Origin of the sequence: Phytohabitans aurantiacus, assembly GCF_027923225.1 — a bacterium.
Lineage (GTDB): Bacteria > Actinomycetota > Actinomycetes > Mycobacteriales > Micromonosporaceae > Phytohabitans > Phytohabitans aurantiacus.
In genome coordinates this window covers 15,469-29,892 of record NZ_BSDI01000032.1, presented here as the reverse complement: position 1 = coordinate 29,892, position 14,424 = coordinate 15,469, and the positions used below count along the sequence as shown (strand labels likewise).

The 14,424-nt window shown below is 69.5% G+C and carries 20 protein-coding genes; 16 read left to right on the top strand and 4 right to left on the bottom strand.

The genetic code is table 11. From position 1 onward, the window contains the following. Positions 1–195: 195 nt before the first annotated feature. Positions 196–1,782: a terminase gene (locus QMG73_RS27975; RefSeq protein ID WP_281900544.1), complete on the bottom strand. Its 1,587-nt coding sequence runs from the start codon at positions 1,780–1,782 to the stop codon at positions 196–198. After that, the gene (locus QMG73_RS27970) at positions 1,694–2,002 is read right to left on the bottom strand and encodes a terminase small subunit (protein ID WP_281900543.1); all 309 of its coding nucleotides are present in this window, start codon (positions 2,000–2,002) and stop codon (positions 1,694–1,696) included. Before QMG73_RS27970 ends, QMG73_RS27975 begins: the two co-directional genes overlap by 89 nt. A gap of 36 nt (positions 2,003–2,038) precedes the next feature. Here QMG73_RS27970 and QMG73_RS27965 point away from each other — a divergent pair, with 36 nt between their 5' ends. From QMG73_RS27965 to QMG73_RS27895, 15 genes are all read left to right on the top strand, one after another. After that, entirely contained in the window at positions 2,039–3,280 is a 1,242-nt protein-coding gene (locus QMG73_RS27965) for a phage portal protein (protein ID WP_281900541.1), read from the top strand. Next, positions 3,277–3,966, top strand: a complete 690-nt coding sequence (locus QMG73_RS27960; RefSeq protein ID WP_281900540.1) for a head maturation protease, ClpP-related — start codon at positions 3,277–3,279, stop codon at positions 3,964–3,966. Before QMG73_RS27965 ends, QMG73_RS27960 begins: the two co-directional genes overlap by 4 nt. Next, positions 3,966–5,162, top strand: a complete 1,197-nt coding sequence (locus QMG73_RS27955) for a phage major capsid protein (RefSeq protein ID WP_281900538.1) — start codon at positions 3,966–3,968, stop codon at positions 5,160–5,162. The genes QMG73_RS27960 and QMG73_RS27955 overlap by 1 nt, the downstream gene beginning before the upstream one ends. Positions 5,163–5,177: 15 nt before the next feature. After that, positions 5,178–5,612 (top strand): hypothetical protein, encoded by a 435-nt coding sequence (locus QMG73_RS27950; RefSeq protein ID WP_281900536.1) that lies wholly within the window; start codon positions 5,178–5,180, stop codon positions 5,610–5,612. An 11-nt stretch (positions 5,613–5,623) separates the two neighbouring features. Further along, entirely contained in the window at positions 5,624–6,238 is a 615-nt protein-coding gene (locus tag QMG73_RS27945) for a head-tail connector protein (protein ID WP_281900535.1), read from the top strand. After that, positions 6,235–6,645, top strand: coding sequence for a hypothetical protein (locus tag QMG73_RS27940; RefSeq protein ID WP_281900534.1), 411 nt, complete (start codon positions 6,235–6,237; stop codon positions 6,643–6,645). The genes QMG73_RS27945 and QMG73_RS27940 overlap by 4 nt, the downstream gene beginning before the upstream one ends. A gap of 1 nt (position 6,646) precedes the next feature. Next, positions 6,647–7,048: a hypothetical protein gene (locus QMG73_RS27935; RefSeq protein ID WP_281900532.1), complete on the top strand. Its 402-nt coding sequence runs from the start codon at positions 6,647–6,649 to the stop codon at positions 7,046–7,048. Between the two features lie 9 nt (positions 7,049–7,057). After that, the gene (locus tag QMG73_RS27930) at positions 7,058–7,561 is read left to right on the top strand and encodes a hypothetical protein (protein ID WP_281900530.1); all 504 of its coding nucleotides are present in this window, start codon (positions 7,058–7,060) and stop codon (positions 7,559–7,561) included. After that, the gene (locus QMG73_RS27925) at positions 7,558–7,974 is read left to right on the top strand and encodes a hypothetical protein (protein WP_281900528.1); all 417 of its coding nucleotides are present in this window, start codon (positions 7,558–7,560) and stop codon (positions 7,972–7,974) included. Before QMG73_RS27930 ends, QMG73_RS27925 begins: the two co-directional genes overlap by 4 nt. Before the next feature lie 95 nt (positions 7,975–8,069). Continuing rightward, positions 8,070–8,480 (top strand): HK97 gp10 family phage protein, encoded by a 411-nt coding sequence (locus QMG73_RS27920; protein ID WP_281900527.1) that lies wholly within the window; start codon positions 8,070–8,072, stop codon positions 8,478–8,480. Next, positions 8,480–9,559 (top strand): hypothetical protein, encoded by a 1,080-nt coding sequence (locus QMG73_RS27915; RefSeq protein ID WP_281900526.1) that lies wholly within the window; start codon positions 8,480–8,482, stop codon positions 9,557–9,559. Before QMG73_RS27920 ends, QMG73_RS27915 begins: the two co-directional genes overlap by 1 nt. Then, entirely contained in the window at positions 9,552–11,654 is a 2,103-nt protein-coding gene (locus QMG73_RS27910) for a hypothetical protein (protein WP_281900525.1), read from the top strand. The genes QMG73_RS27915 and QMG73_RS27910 overlap by 8 nt, the downstream gene beginning before the upstream one ends. 11 nt (positions 11,655–11,665) lie before the next feature. Continuing rightward, a complete protein-coding gene (locus QMG73_RS27905) occupies positions 11,666–12,178 on the top strand; it encodes a hypothetical protein (protein WP_281900524.1) in 513 nt (170 codons plus the stop codon). Positions 12,179–12,182: 4 nt separating this feature from the next. Then, on the top strand, positions 12,183–12,839 hold the full coding sequence (locus tag QMG73_RS27900) for a hypothetical protein (RefSeq protein WP_281900523.1): 657 nt from the start codon (positions 12,183–12,185) through the stop codon (positions 12,837–12,839). Continuing rightward, the gene (locus tag QMG73_RS27895) at positions 12,839–13,069 is read left to right on the top strand and encodes a hypothetical protein (protein ID WP_281900522.1); all 231 of its coding nucleotides are present in this window, start codon (positions 12,839–12,841) and stop codon (positions 13,067–13,069) included. The genes QMG73_RS27900 and QMG73_RS27895 overlap by 1 nt, the downstream gene beginning before the upstream one ends. A gap of 278 nt (positions 13,070–13,347) precedes the next feature. Here the strand turns inward: QMG73_RS27895 and QMG73_RS27890 are convergent, their stop codons facing one another. Beyond that, entirely contained in the window at positions 13,348–13,536 is a 189-nt protein-coding gene (locus QMG73_RS27890) for a hypothetical protein (protein ID WP_281900521.1), read from the bottom strand. Between the two features lie 134 nt (positions 13,537–13,670). Between QMG73_RS27890 and QMG73_RS27885 the strand changes: the two genes are divergently transcribed. Further along, positions 13,671–13,847, top strand: a complete 177-nt coding sequence (locus QMG73_RS27885) for a hypothetical protein (protein ID WP_281900519.1) — start codon at positions 13,671–13,673, stop codon at positions 13,845–13,847. 29 nt (positions 13,848–13,876) lie between these two features. Here QMG73_RS27885 and QMG73_RS27880 read toward each other — a convergent pair whose 3' ends face one another. Continuing rightward, a complete protein-coding gene (locus QMG73_RS27880; RefSeq protein WP_281900517.1) occupies positions 13,877–14,377 on the bottom strand; it encodes a DUF6907 domain-containing protein in 501 nt (166 codons plus the stop codon). Positions 14,378–14,424 lie beyond the last annotated feature (47 nt).

Here is a 14,424-nt window from a genome sequence, read left to right as displayed (position 1 = left end):
ACCTCGCAGCAGCGTGCGAGCCCTGCAACCTACACGTCGGGGATCCAACGAGGCACAGCCCACCACCACAACCACGCTCACGCTGGTGAAATCGCCAAGCCCGTTGGCGAAATCGCCCACCGCGCGGGCGGGTCTCGGAAAGTTCGGCAACCCGGGGGCCAGGGACACCCGCCGCCCTGGATTTTTTCTTCGCGGTCAGGCCACCGTCAGCGGCGGCGGGGCGGGCGGCAGCGTGCGGGCGAGGTGCACCGCGCCGGCGACCGCGTACGCGCCGTCGATCTGCCCGGCGCCGCGGCGGGTGAACACCCACGCGTCGCCTCTCCAGAGCCGCTGTGCGCCGCCGATGTGCGCGGTGAGCAGCTGGTCGCGGGAGTGGCGTAGCTGGCGGGCCTGGACCTGCTCGGCGAGACCCATGGTGACCTGGGTGACCTCGCCGCGGATCTCTTCGACGACGACCCGGCGGGGTGGCCAGCCGCGGTGTCCCCGGTCGGCGAGGTCGGCGGCGACGGCGGCGGCCGGGCCGGTGGGGAACCAGCCGACGGCGCGCGGCTTGACCCGCTTGACGATGTCGGGCAGCTCGGTGCGCAGCAGCTTGGTGCAGTTCGGGCCTTCCCATGCGGCGACCGCGTCCACCCAGACGAGGCCGTCGACGACCGCGGCCGCCACGAGCGTGGCGTGGAGGCTGTCGAGGCTGACGTCGAAGCACAGCGCGACCTGCTGGCGGTGCTCGGCCAGGTCGACCGGCTCGTCGACGCCCAGGGCCGCCCAGGCGTCCGGGTCGATGGCCGGGTCGAGCAGCCGCACCCGCTGACACAGCACCTCGGTGCGGAAGCCGGCCAGCTCGATGCCGCCGGCGCGCTTGGCCCGCATCGCCGCGCCGAGGAGCGCGTCGGGGTCGAGGCGGCGGCCGAGGTTGGGGTTGGCGGCGGCCAGGGCCTCGAGGTCGGTCGGGTCGGCGCCGTCGGGGGCGGACCACTCCAGCAGGCCGACGCGGCGGTCGCCGACGCCGGTCTCGATGAACTGCAAGGCGCTGTCGCGGATGCTGTCGAGGACAACGGACAGGTCGCTGCCCTGGTTGGAGATGCACACGGTCTGGGCGTGCGGCACGGCGTTCTGGGCGTTGGTCGCGCTGTCCCACGTGTCGAACGAGAGGTGTTCGCGCAGCTCGTCGCACAGCCACCGGGCGAGAGTCATGGACCGGCCGGCGCGCCCGTTGTTGGCCGCGAACGTGAGCTCGGCGCCGTCGAGGGTCGTCAGCGACTCCTCGGAGATGGTCTTGCGGATGGCGTCCGGGCCGAGGTGCTCGGCCAGCCAGCGGTTGCTCTTCGCCAGCTCGCAGCAGGCGACCCAGAACCTCTTGGCGTAGCTGCGGTCGGTGCTGGTGTTGAGGACGGCGCCGACGATCTCGACGAACATCCAGTACAGGACCAGCACCTTCGCCAGCGTGGTTTTGCCGTTTTGTCTCGCGACCAGGATGAGCAGGACGCGGAAGCGGGGGCGGCCGTCGGGCAGCAGCTCGCCGCCGTGGATGACGGCCAGCTCCTCCCAGGGGTCGAGGGGCAGATCGACGACGTCGCGGGCGAAGTCGATGACGTCGAAGCCGTAGCTGGTCGCCGGGGTGAGCGCGCACCCGCACTCGCAGCCGCCGGGCGGGCCGGTCACCAGCGGCGGCGTGGCCAGCCGCGGCAGGGTGCTACCGAGCGGTCCGTCGCTGGCGTAGCTCGTCAAGCGGGTTGCCGGGAGCTGGTGCGGCTGGTGCTGCTGCTGGGGTGCTGCTGTCACCGCCCACCACCTTCAGTGCCGCGGCCCGGGCCCTGGGCGTGAGCATCAGCGCCTCAAGGGCGGTGAGCAGCTGCGGGCCGAGCCTGGTCAGGTCGCCGCCGGCGTCGATCGCGCGTGCGTAGGTGAGCGCCAACTCGGCTGCGGCCTGGTCCTTGCCGACAGTTGTCGGCAGCGACGCCCGCACGGATGTCTCCATACCGGGTGTCGTCCTGCTGGTCATACCGGAAGTATGACCGGTGGGCGTACCATCCGGTGCATGAAGATCAGGTGGCCATGGCGACGGCGGGAGTCGACGCCTGCCCAGAACCTGATCTCGATCTCTGACCCGGCGCTCGTCGAGCTGTTCAGCCTCGGCACGCCGAACTTCGCCGGCGTCGACGTCGGCGAAGGTTCCGCCCTCGGGCTGTCGGCGGTCTACCGGGCGGTGGCCCTGATCGCCGGCACGATGGGCACGCTGCCGATGCGGTCGATCCGGGACACCGGCGACGGCCAGCGGCAGCGGATGACGTCGTTCCTGGACAACCCCGGCGGGCAGTTCGGTCCCACTCCGTACGAGTGGAAAGAGACCGTGATGCTGCACCTGCTGCTGCACGGCAACGCGTTCCTGAAGCACATCTACGGCGGCGCCGGCCAGTTGCTCGCGCTGGAGCCGATCCACCCGCTGTGCGTGTCCATCGACGAGGCACCCGACCGGCCCGGCGGGAAGCTGTTCAAGGCGTACCGGCAGACCGGCGTGAACGTGGGCCAGGTCGAGGAGTTCGACGCCCGCACGATGACGCACATCCCCGCGCTGTGCACCGACGGGCTCCGCGGCCTGTCCCCGATCACGGTCGCGCGCAACAGCCTCGGCACCGCCATCGCCGGCGACCGGGCCGCGGCGCGGCAGCTGTCCAACGGCGCGCTCATCGCCGGCATGGTCACCCCCGACGAGGACGTCGAGCCCGACGAGGTCAAGCAGATCAAGGCGGAGATCGAGCAGAAGGTCTCCGGCTGGGAGAACGCGGGCGGCATCCCGGTCATCAACCGGAAGCTGAAGTTCACGCCCTGGACGATGACCGCGAAGGACGCCCAGTTCCTGGAGTCCCGCGCATTTTCCATCCAGGAGATCGCCCGCTGGTTCGGCGTGCCGGCCACGCTGCTCATGGACCCGTCGGCGGTGTCGACGTGGGGCACCGGCGTGGAGATCCAGTACCGGGGTCTGGCCCGGTTCACGCTCGGCCACTGGGCGAAGCGGATCGAGGAGCGCCTGTCCCGGCTGCTGCCGGCCCCGCGGTTCGTCGAGTTCGACTTCGCCGGCCTGGAGCGGCCGACGCCGGAGCAGGAGATCGAGCTGCTGCTCAAGCAGACCGGCGGCAAGCCGATCCTCACCGTCAACGAGGCGCGCGCGATCCGGAACATGCCGCCGGTCGAGGGCGGCGACGAACTGATGCCCGCCCCGGAGCCCGAGCCCGAGGTGTCTCAAAGTGATCCACCTGAGCGCGAGGAGGTTCCGGCGTGAGGGACCTGTCCCGCCTCGTCGCGCTGGCTGACCGCGGCCGGCAGCTCGCGAGTGGTAAATCTTTCCACTCCGAGCCGGGCTCGCTGCGGGTCGAGGCGGCCGCGTCAGGCCGTACCACCGTCCGCGTGTACGGCTACATCGGCGGCGACTGGTTCGACGACGGCATCACCGCCGCATCGTTCGCCAAGGAGCTGGACGGCATCGGCGACGGCGGGATCGACCTGCACCTCAACTCCGGCGGCGGGTCCGTGTTCGACGCCATCGCCATGCACGCGGCGTTGCTCAACCATCCCAGCGATGTTGTGTCCTACGTGGACAGCGTTGCCGCGTCGGCGGCATCGTTCCTGGCCATGGCCGGCGACGAGATCGTCATCGAGAAGCCGGCCAAGATGATGATCCACGACGCGTCGGGGATCGTGCTGGGCAACAAGCGCGACATGCGGGAGATGGCCGACCTGCTCGACGAGCTCGACGCCACGATCGCCGGCATCTACGCCGACCGCACCGGCAAGCCGGCCGCGCACTGGGCCGCGGCGATGGAGCGGACCACCTGGTACGGGTCGGCGGAGGCGGTCAAGGCCGGCCTGGCCGACCGGGTCGCCAACGACAGCAAGGCCGCGGCGCCGGAAGACCGGCGTTCGCAACTCATCCGGGCGCGTGCCCGCGTAGCCCTGAGGGGGGCGTAGTGCGAACCATCGAGGAGATCCTGGCCGCCCTTCAGGCGATCGTGGACGCCGCCGACGGCCGGTCGTTCACCGACGCCGAGGTGACCGAGTACGAGGCGCTGGAGAAGGAGCTGGAGAACGTCCGCAAGTCGAACGAGTTGCGGGCCCGGAACAACGCCTACAACACCCCGGTCAACGGCGGGCCGGCGTTCATCCCGAACCGGCAGCCGGACACCCTGGACGCGGCGTTCAACTCCTACCTGCGCACCGGCGTTCCCAACGCGGACATCTCCGGGCTGCGGGTGACCAACGAGCAGGGCGAGGGCACGTCGGCGGCCGGTGGCTACACCGTCCCGCCCGGCTTCCGCCAGAAGCTCGTCGAGGTCCGCAAGGCGTTCGGTGGGTTCGCGTCTGTTGTGGACACCTTCGACACCGGCAACGGCAACCCGATCGAGTACCCGTCGCTGGACGACACCGCCAACGAGGGCGACATCACCGCCGAGAACGCGGCGGTCGCGTCCGGCGCCGACCTCGTGTTCGGCACCGTCGCCCTGGGTGCGTACAAGTACACCAGCGCCGGCGCTGGTACCAACCTGCCGCTGCGCGTGCCGGTCGAGCTGCTCCAGGACTCCGCGTTCGACATCGCCGGCCTGGTGGCCCGCGCGCTGGGTACCCGGATCGCCCGCAAGCAGGCTTCCCACTGGGTGACCGGCACGGGTGTGGGCCAGCCGAAGGGCATTCTCGCGGCGAGCCTGACCGCCGACCGGGACCTCGACACCGACGACGCTCCCGACTACGAGGACCTGGTCGAGTTCCAGGACCTGCTCGACGAGGAGTACGACCCGAACGCCCGCTGGCTGATGCGCAAGAGCACCTGGTCGGTGCTTCGGCTCATCGTCGACGGCAACGGCCGTCCGATCATCCAGTCCAGCACGGAGGGCATCTCCGGCCGCCCCGAGCGTCTGCTGCTGGGCAAGCCGGTGGTCATCGACGAGGCTGTGCCGGCCATCTCCACCTCGGCGGACACGCACATCATGGCGTACGGCGACTTCCGCGAGTCGTACGTGATCCGCCGGGTGTCGAACCTGGTCGTGGTCGTCAACCCGTACTCGCGGGCCGCGAACGGTCAGGTCGAGTACACCGCGTGGGAGCGCGCGGACGGCAACGTCCAGAACCGGTCCTCGTACAAGATCCTCCGCAACGCCAGCGCCGCCTGAGATAGGGAGCCATTCATGAGTTCGACTGTTCGGTGGGACATGGCCGCTGCGGAGCTGCTCGGCTCGGCGAAGGTCACCATCTCCACCGCCACCACGACCTCGTTCGACTTCGGCACGCCGGACGACATCAACCTGGCCGCGGCCGCGAACTACGACCCGGGCGACCGGATCCTGGTGGTGCTGTCCGCGTCGACGGCGGGCACGACCGACAGCCTCACGTGGGTGATCCAGGATGCGCCGGACTCGTCGGGCTCCATCGGCACCCCGGCGGCCGCGGTCACCTCGTTCGTCACCGGCGCGCTGGCGGCCGGCACCGGCGATGACCGCACGGTCGCCGCGGTGCAGATCCAGCCTGGCCGGCCGTGGCTGCGGTTGCGGGTCACCTCCGGCGGTGCCACGGACACGTTCGTGTGCCACGCGACCGTGCTCGCCGTCCCGAGCAACGTCTGAGGTAGGCCGGGATGGCATGGGCACCTGACTACGTGACGTCGGCGGAGCTGAAGGCGTTTCTGCGCATCAGCGACACCGACGATGACGCGCAGGTCGCCCTTGCCATCACGGCCGCCTCCCGCGCGGTCGACACCCACTGTGGCCGACAGTTCGGCGTCGTCGCAGCGGCCGAGCAACGGTTCTACACGGGGCAGTGGGATCGGCGGATCTGCCGCTGGGTCGTCGTGTTCGACGACCTGATGTCGACGACCAACTTCGCTGCGATCGTGCAGGACGAGGACGGCGTGACGGTCGGCACCATCGACGAGTACGCCCTGGAACCACGTAATGCGGCAGCGAAGGGCCGACCGTGGACGCAGATGGTGGTTCTGCTCAACTCGGCGCAGCAACCGACCGGGGCCCGTGACGAGGTGGCCGTGACGGCGCTCTGGGGGTGGTCTGCGGTGCCTTCTGCGGTGAAACAGGCAACCCTGTTGCAGGCGTCGCGGATTTTCGCCCGCCGCCAGTCCCCGTACGGGATCGCCGGGTCGCCGGATGACGGGTCGGAGATGCGGCTACTCGCCCGCGTCGACCCGGACGTCGCGGTGGTGCTCAACCCGTACCGGCGTTGGTGGGCCGCGGCATGAACCTCGGTGACGTCATGGACCAGGTCGCGGCGCGCCTCGGCACGATCGACGGGTTGCGGGTGTCCGCGTACCCGCCGGACAGACTGGCGCCCCCGGCCGCGTGGATCGCCTACCCGTCGGCGTACACCTTCGACGCAACGTACGGCAGGGGCATGGACCGCATCACCGACCTCGGCGTGGTCGTGGCGGTCGGCAAGCCCAACGACCGGCAGACGCGTGACCTCGTGTCGCAGTACGCGGACGGCTCCGGCTCCGCATCGGTGAAGCACGTCTTGGAATCCGGCGTCTACAACGCGTTCGACCGGCTAGTCGTCACCGAGGTGACGTTCGACGTGCTGACCCGGGGCGGCGACGACTATCTCGCCGCACTGTTCACATTGGACATCGCAGGGAAAGGGAGCGCCTGACATGGCTTTCGTCCACGCCAAGGACACGTTCATCTCGCTGGCCGGTAACGACCTGTCGGCGTTCTGCAACACCTCCGAGCTGACCCGCAAGGCGGACAAGCACGACCTGACCACGTACGGCAAGGACGACCACGTGTACGGCGGTGGTCTCGGCGACGGCGAGGCGTCGATGGGCGGCATCTACGACAACACCGCCGCCGGGCCGCGCGACATCATCGAGCCCCTCGTCGGCACCGTCGTGACGCTGATCCGCCGGCCGGAGGGCACCGGATCCGGCCTGCCGCAGGACTCGGTCAGCGTGCTCGTCGAGGAGTACGTCGAAACGGCGCCGGTCGCGGACTACGTGACGTGGTCCGTGAAGCTGCAACTGTCCGACGCCGTCACCTCCACCAACCAGGCTTAGGGGCACGACATGGCACTGACGACCCGGCTGAGCCTGTCGCTGCTCGCGGCTCTCACGAACGCGCTGGACCTGTCCACACCGGACGACACGCTCAACTACCTGAAGAACATCGAACTGGCCACCGGCACCAGCGCCAACCAGGCGGACATGCTCTGGCACGACCGGCGCACCCTGACCGCGTCCGCGACCGAGGATCTCGACTTCGCTGGGAGCCTCACCAACGCGCTCGGGGCGACGCAGACGTTCGCCCGCCTCAAGGCGCTGGTCGTGTACGCGGCGACGGGCAACACCAACAACGTCAACGTCACGCGTCCGGCGTCCAACGGCGTGCCGCTGTTCCTGGCTGCCGGCGATGGCATCGCCGTCCGGCCCGGCGGGCTGTTCCTCGCGGTCGCACCAGACGCCACCGCATACGCGGTCACCGGCTCCACTGGTGACCTGCTCACGTTCACCAACTCGGCCGGCTCGACGTCGGTCACCTACGACGTCATCGTGATTGGAGCGTCCGCATGAGCGTGGACAAGGAGCAGCTGTTCAGGCCACGCCTGGCCGAGGCCGACGTCGACATCCCGGGCGTCGGTGCCGTGCGGGTGCGGGCGCTGTCGCGCGCCGAGGTGCTTCTGGTGCGCAAGGCGACCGACCTGGCCGGCGACGTCGACGGGCCGCGCGCGCTCGTGCTGGAACGCAAGATGATCGCCGCCGCGATGGTGGAACCGACGCTCACCGAGGCCGAGGTCGGCCGGTGGCAGAACGCTTCCGCCGCGGGCGAGCTGGAGCCGGTGACCGAAGCGATCCAGCGCCTGTCCGGGATGCTGCCGACCTCGGCGAAGGAGGCGTACCGGGACCTGGAAGCCGACCCGGAGGCCGAGTTTCGAGATGTTTCTGGCCCAGAAGCTGGGGATGACGGTCGCCCGACTGAGGGCTGACATGGACAACGGCGAATTCGTTCGCTGGAGCGTGTACTACGCGCGGAAGGCGCAGCGCGAGGAGATGGAACGGCTGAAGGCGAAGGGGTGAGGACATGGCCGAGCCAATCAAGATCGAGGGCTTGGCCGAGTTCCAGCGGAACCTGCGCAAGCTCGACTCCGACCTGCCTAAGGCGCTGCGGATCGCGTTCAACGACGCCACCGGCCTCGTCATCGACTACGCCCGCCCGCGCGTCCCACGGCGCTCTGGGCGGGCCGCAGGCACCATCAAGGCCAAGTCCACCCGCACCGAGGCCCGGGTCTCCGGCGGCGGCCGGCGCGCCCCGTACTACCCGTGGCTCGACTTCGGCGGCAAGGGGCCCGGCAACCGGCCAGCGCAGCGTCCCTTCTACAAGGAGGGCCGCTTCCTGTGGAAGGCGCTCGTCGTGAAGCGTGACGCCCTCCAGTCGGCGCTTGAGGGCGCGCTGATCGGTGTTGCCGAGCAGGCCGGATTCGAGGTGACCTGATGGCCAACGAGGTGAAGCTGACCTTCGCTGGCGACTCGGCGAAGCTGGAGGACACGTTCGACCGGGTCGGCGCGTCCGCCCGCGACATGGAACGCGAGGTCGGCGCCGCGTCCGACGGCTTCGACCGGGCCGGCGAGGCAGCCGACAACGTGGACACCAAAGCCATGGGGTTCCGCGACACGCTGACCGGTCTGCAGGACGGCTTCCAGGGCCTCAAGATGGCCACCTCGGGGGACATCGGGTTCGAGTCGCTGCTGCTGCTCGGCTTCGGCATCGGCGACCTCGCGTCCGGGTTCTACAACTTCCTCATCCCGTCGATGAAGTCCGCGGTCGCCTGGCTGAAGACGACGAAGGTCGCCACGCTCGCCACCGCGGCGGCGCAGAAGGTCGCCGCGCTGGGGTCGAAGGTGTGGGCCGGCGCGCAGTGGCTGCTGAACCTGGCCATGTCCGCCAACCCGATCATCCTGATCATCCTCGCCGTCATCGCCCTGATCGCGATCATCGTGCTCATCGCTACGAAGACGACGTGGTTCCAGACGATCTGGAAAGGCATGACCGCCGCGGTCGGCTTTGCGATCGAGTGGGTGAAGAAAGGCTTCTGGGCATGGTGGACGATTGTGTCCACTGTGTACGGCAAGATTTGGTCGGTGCTGAAGGCGCTACCGGGGCGGATCAAGTCCGCTTTCACTGGCCTGTTCGGCATCATCACCGCGCCGTTCCGTGCCGCGTTCAACTTCGTCGCCGACGCCTGGAACAACACCGTCGGCCGGCTGTCGTGGACGGTCCCGTCGTGGGTACCGGGCATCGGCGGGCGCGGTATCAGCGTGCCGAACATCCCCAAGTTCCACACCGGCGGCACCGCCTCCGGCGCGATGGGCGGCGAGTTCCTGGCCCTGCTGCGCTCCGGCGAGCGGGTCATCCCATCCGGCGGCGGCGGGTCGATGGCCCTGCTCGTGGAGGCCGGCCCGGGCGGCACCACCGCCATGCGCAAGCTCGCCGAGCTGATCCTGGAGCTGATCCGCACCAACGCGCTGCAGCTGTCGGTGCGCGACGGTCGGGTGGTGGCCGCTCGTGGCTAAGCAGGACGTCGTCGTCGAGCTGTTCTACGACGGGGTGTGGAACGACCACAGCGACCGGGTGTACACCCGCGACCCGATCGAGATCGGCCGCGGTCGCGGCGACGAGCAGCCAGAGCCGACCCCGTCGACGGCGACGCTGACGTTCGACAACCGGGACGGCATGTTCAACCCCCGCAACCCGTCGTCCAGCCTGTACGGGAAGATCGGCCGGAACACACCGATCTGGATCTCCACCAGCGGCGGCGGCAGCGGCCGCTTCGTCGGCGAAGTCTCGTCGTGGAAGCCACGACGGGCCATCAAGGGCGACGCCTGGACCGAGGTCACCGCCTCCGGTGTGCTGCGCCGCCTCGGCCAAGGCGCGTCCCCGCTACGGTCGCCGGCGTTCCGGGAGGTGATCCGGCAGACCAACACCGGCATCGTCGCCTACTGGTCAGGTGAGGACAGCTCCGGCGCTACCGAGCTCGCCGCCGGCCTGGCCTCGCACGGGCCGATGCGGATCGTCGGCGGCAGCCCACAGCTCGGCTCGTCGGACGTCTTCCCCGGCTCCGCCCCGTGCATCGACATGGGATCCGCGCCCACCGCGGTGCTCCACGGCCGATGCCCGGCGGCGGCCGGCACCGGCACCCTCAAGTTCCGGATGTTCGCGTCCTTCCCCGCCGCCGGGCTGGGCAGCGATCAGGTGCTCGCCGACCTCTACACCGCCCCCGGCACCGGCACCATCCGGCTGTGGCGGCTCATCTACGGCAGCGCGTTCAACGGCACCCTCAAGCTTCAGGGCCTGGACTCCACGTTCGCTGTGGTGGAAGACTCCGGCGCGTTCGGCTTCGCCATCGACGGCCAGATAGCGATGCTCGGGTTCGAAGTCACCCAGGACGGCGCCGACGTCGACTACGAGGTCGCCACCCACTACCTCCAGTCCGACGGCACCGAGGTTCCCGGCATCGGCTCCGGAACGTTCACCGTGCAGACCGTCGGCGCCGCCGACGAGGTCTACATAGGCCCGGGCGCGGGCCTGGCGGACACCAGCATCGGGCACATCATCATCGGCAACAGCTCCGCCACCGTCGACGGCCTGGAGCAGGCGTTCACCGGCTGGATTAAGGAGACCGCCGCCGGCCGCGCCGACCGGCTGTGCGAAGAGGAAGACGTCGCGTTCACCCTCGTCGGCACGGCGGGCGACAGCACGCCCATGGGTCCGCAACCGGTCGGTACCCTCACCGAGCTACTCACCGAGTGCGAACGCGCCGACGGCGGCATCCTGTTCGAGACCCGCGGCGGTGTGGGCATCACCTACTGCACCCGCACCGCCCTCTACAACCAAACCCCGGTGCTGGAACTGGACTTCGACGCCGGGCAGATCGCCCCGCCGATCGACCCGGACATCGACGACCAACACGTCCGCAACGACGTGACGGTGAAGCGCAGCAACGGTTCCAGCGCCCGCGCGGTCCAAGAAACCGGCCCGCTGAACGTCAACGACCCGGCCGACGACCCGGACGGTGTTGGCCGCTACGACACCCAGTACGACGTGAACACCGCCTCCGACACGGTGCTGCCCGACATCGCCGGCTGGCGGCTGCACCTGGGCACCACACCCGACATCCGCTACCCGCAGGTGACCGTCGACCTCGACGCCGCCCCCGCCTTGGAGGCGGACACCGACGCGGTCAACATCGGCGACCTGATCACCATCGACAACCTCGAAGCCGACCTGGTGTCGCTGATGGTGCTCGGCTACACCGAGACAATCGGATCGCACCGGCGGACCATCACCTTCAACTGCGTGCCGGCCAGCCCGTACAACGTGTTCGTCCTCGACGAGTCCAGGTTGGACACTGGTGGCTCCGACCTGGCCACCGCCGAGGACACCACATCCACGGCGTGGAGCCTCGACGTCACCGGCACCGCCCTGTGGTCGACCACCGCCGAACCGTATGACCTGCGGGTCGCCGGCGAGGTCGTCACCGTGACCGTCAACAACGACGCCAGCACACCGCAGGACGTGACCGTCACCCGGTCCGTCAACGGTGTCGTCAAAGCCCACGCGGCCGGGGAATCCATCCGGCTCGCCGACCCCCGCGTCCTGGCCCTGTAGGAGGTCCCGTCATGCCCCAGTTCACCGCCGGGCAGGTGCTGACCGCCGACGCCCTCAACCGGGCCGTGGGACTGCGCAGGGTCAAGACCGCCGACGAGTCCGTCGGCAACGACACCCTGCAGAACGACGACCATCTGTCGATCGCCGTCGCCGCGTCCATCACCTACATCGGCGAGATGCGCCTGTACTACAACGTGTCCGCCGGCACCGCCGCGGACATGAAGTTCCGGCTCACCTTCCCCAGCTCCGATTTCACCTGGGGGCAGTTGCGCATCCCCACGTCGGTGTCCTCGGGTGCCGGCACGAGCGTCGACTACGGCGGCGAAACCGTCGCGGCCGGCACCAACTCGGCGACCATCGGCGTCGGCGCGGGCACCGGTGTCCTGTGCGCCATCGCGAGCTTCACCCTGTTCGTCGGCGGCTCCGGCGGCACCCTGCAACTCCAGTGGGCGCAGAACACCAACACCGGCGGCGTCAACACGGTGATGCGCAAGGGCTCCTCGCTGTGGATCGCGGAGGTGTAGAGGCATGGCCTGGTACCTGAATCCGGCGCTCACCCGCTTCCGGGAGGCGGTCAACGCCGCGTATCCGTTGCGGGACAAGGCATCCGACGGCACGATCGGCGACGAGGCGCACCAGGCCACCGCGTCCGACCACAACCCGGACGCCGACGGCAGCGTCGACGCGTGGGACATGGACGTCAACCTCCGCACCGCCGATGACGCGGCCGCGATCGAGGCGCTCAAGGACACCTTCGAGGCGCACCCCGCGTCCCGGTACTGGATCCACAACCGGCAGATCGCAACCCGTTCTAACGGCTGGCGCCGCGAGCCCTACACCGGCGCCAACCCACACACGCAGCACGTGCACTGGAACAGCCGCGAGTCCCACGAGAACAGCACCACACCCTGGGAGGTTGACCCGATGCCCACCGCCGACGAGATCGCCGCTGCTGTCTGGGCGCACAAGCACACCAACCCGGTCACCAAGCAGCCACAGGCCAAGGGCACCGTGCTCCAGTACATGGACGCCGTCCACGACGAGAAGGCCCGGATCGTGCTGGAGCGCCTCGACGCCGTCGAGCAGCGCCTGGCCGACCTCCCGGCGCCCGGCACCGTGGTCATCACCGACGAGCAGCTCGAGCGCGTGCTCCGCAAGGTGTACGGCTCGCTCGACGCGACGTGATGCCCGACCAGGGCCCGGTCGTCATGATCGGGCTCCAGCAGATCTACGACAAGCTCGTTGCCCTGGAGCGCGACGTCGCCCGCCTTGTCGACCAGCACGACGGCGTGTCCAAGGCGTCCGCCGACCACGAGGCACGCATCCGGGTGCTGGAACGCGCCCGCTGGCCGCTGCCGGCCGTGTCGGTGCTCATCGCCGTGGCGTCCCTCGCGTACGTCATCCTCACCCGCTGAAGGAGCACACCATGGAGAAGATCCGCAAGGCCAGCCATCCGCGCCGGTCACGACCGGCGGCAACCTTTCGGGGTCCGAAACCTTGATGCCTGTGGGCGGGACGCGGCGTACGACTTGCCGTCCGCTCCGGTGACCGTCGCAGGTGAGTCATTTGTGTTCACCTGGCGGAGGTCTCGGACGACCTGAGTCTGAGCCTGGCCCGTGCTCGACGACGTGGCGGGTACCCAACGCCCGCTAGGTGAGTGGAACTCACTCACCTGCGTGGGCCACTGCCCTACTCAGCTCCCCGGCTCGGCAGGTGGGGAGAACTTCCCCACCTTGGCGGCTTCGAGGACGTTCTGGAACGCGTACATGCTGCTGCGCTGGTGCCGGCGCGCCGCGTCCGGGTCGTTGCGCTCGACGGCGCGGCCCTGCTCGAAGCTGGCGTTCATCAGGTCTAGCAGTAGCTCGACCAGCGTCTCGTCCATCGCGTCCCCCTCGTCGAGGGCAGCACCCGGCCGGGATACCAGGGGAGGTGATCACCGACCGGGTACGCCTAGTTGCCGACCGTATCGCGCATCCTCGGATCTGTACAGGTGTGTACAGGGATACTGATCTAGGGATGGGTAAGCAGGTGTCCGTGTACGTCCGGGATGACGACCTGGAGCTGTGGGAACGCGCTGAGAAGTACGCGCGCCGACACCGGATGCCCATCTCCGGCCTCGTCATGGCCGCGCTGGAGGAGTTCCTGGCCGACTCCGACCCGGACACGAAGCGGCCCGGCCGCCGCGAGGGCTGACCGGGCCGCGAAGTGGTAAATCTTTCCAGTCAGGACGTGTGGCCCTCCGCCACATCCGCCGCCCGCACGATCAGATCCGCCAGCCGCCGTGCCGTCGACGGCGTCACCCACGTGTCACCGACCGACACCAGCTTGGGCCGCACCGTCTGCGACTCCAGGTCGATCGCCTGGTACGCCTCGACGTACAGCGCCCCGTCGTCGGCCTGGCCGTCGTTGTTCGTCGTCGGCACGAACGCTGTCTCCGATACGCACTCGCGGGTGTAGTCCTCGTACACCTTGCCGTGGTCACGCACACACCAGTCCGGGCACGGGATGTCGGTGGTCAGCCGCGGCCCGCCGAACACGCCCAGGACCCGCTCACGGCTTTCGGCGGTCAGCTCGTCGACGTGGGCCCACATCGACAGCAGCTGATCGACCTGGCCTCGGTCGAGCTTCAGGCCGTGCCCGCTGATCAGGGCCCGCACCGCCGCCTCGACGAGGTCGTCCTGCCGGGCACGCTCGGACTGGCCGAGGTTCGATACCTTCTCCATGGGTCGCCTCCTGGGGCGATCAAGTCCCCCGGGAGGTGTTACCGGCA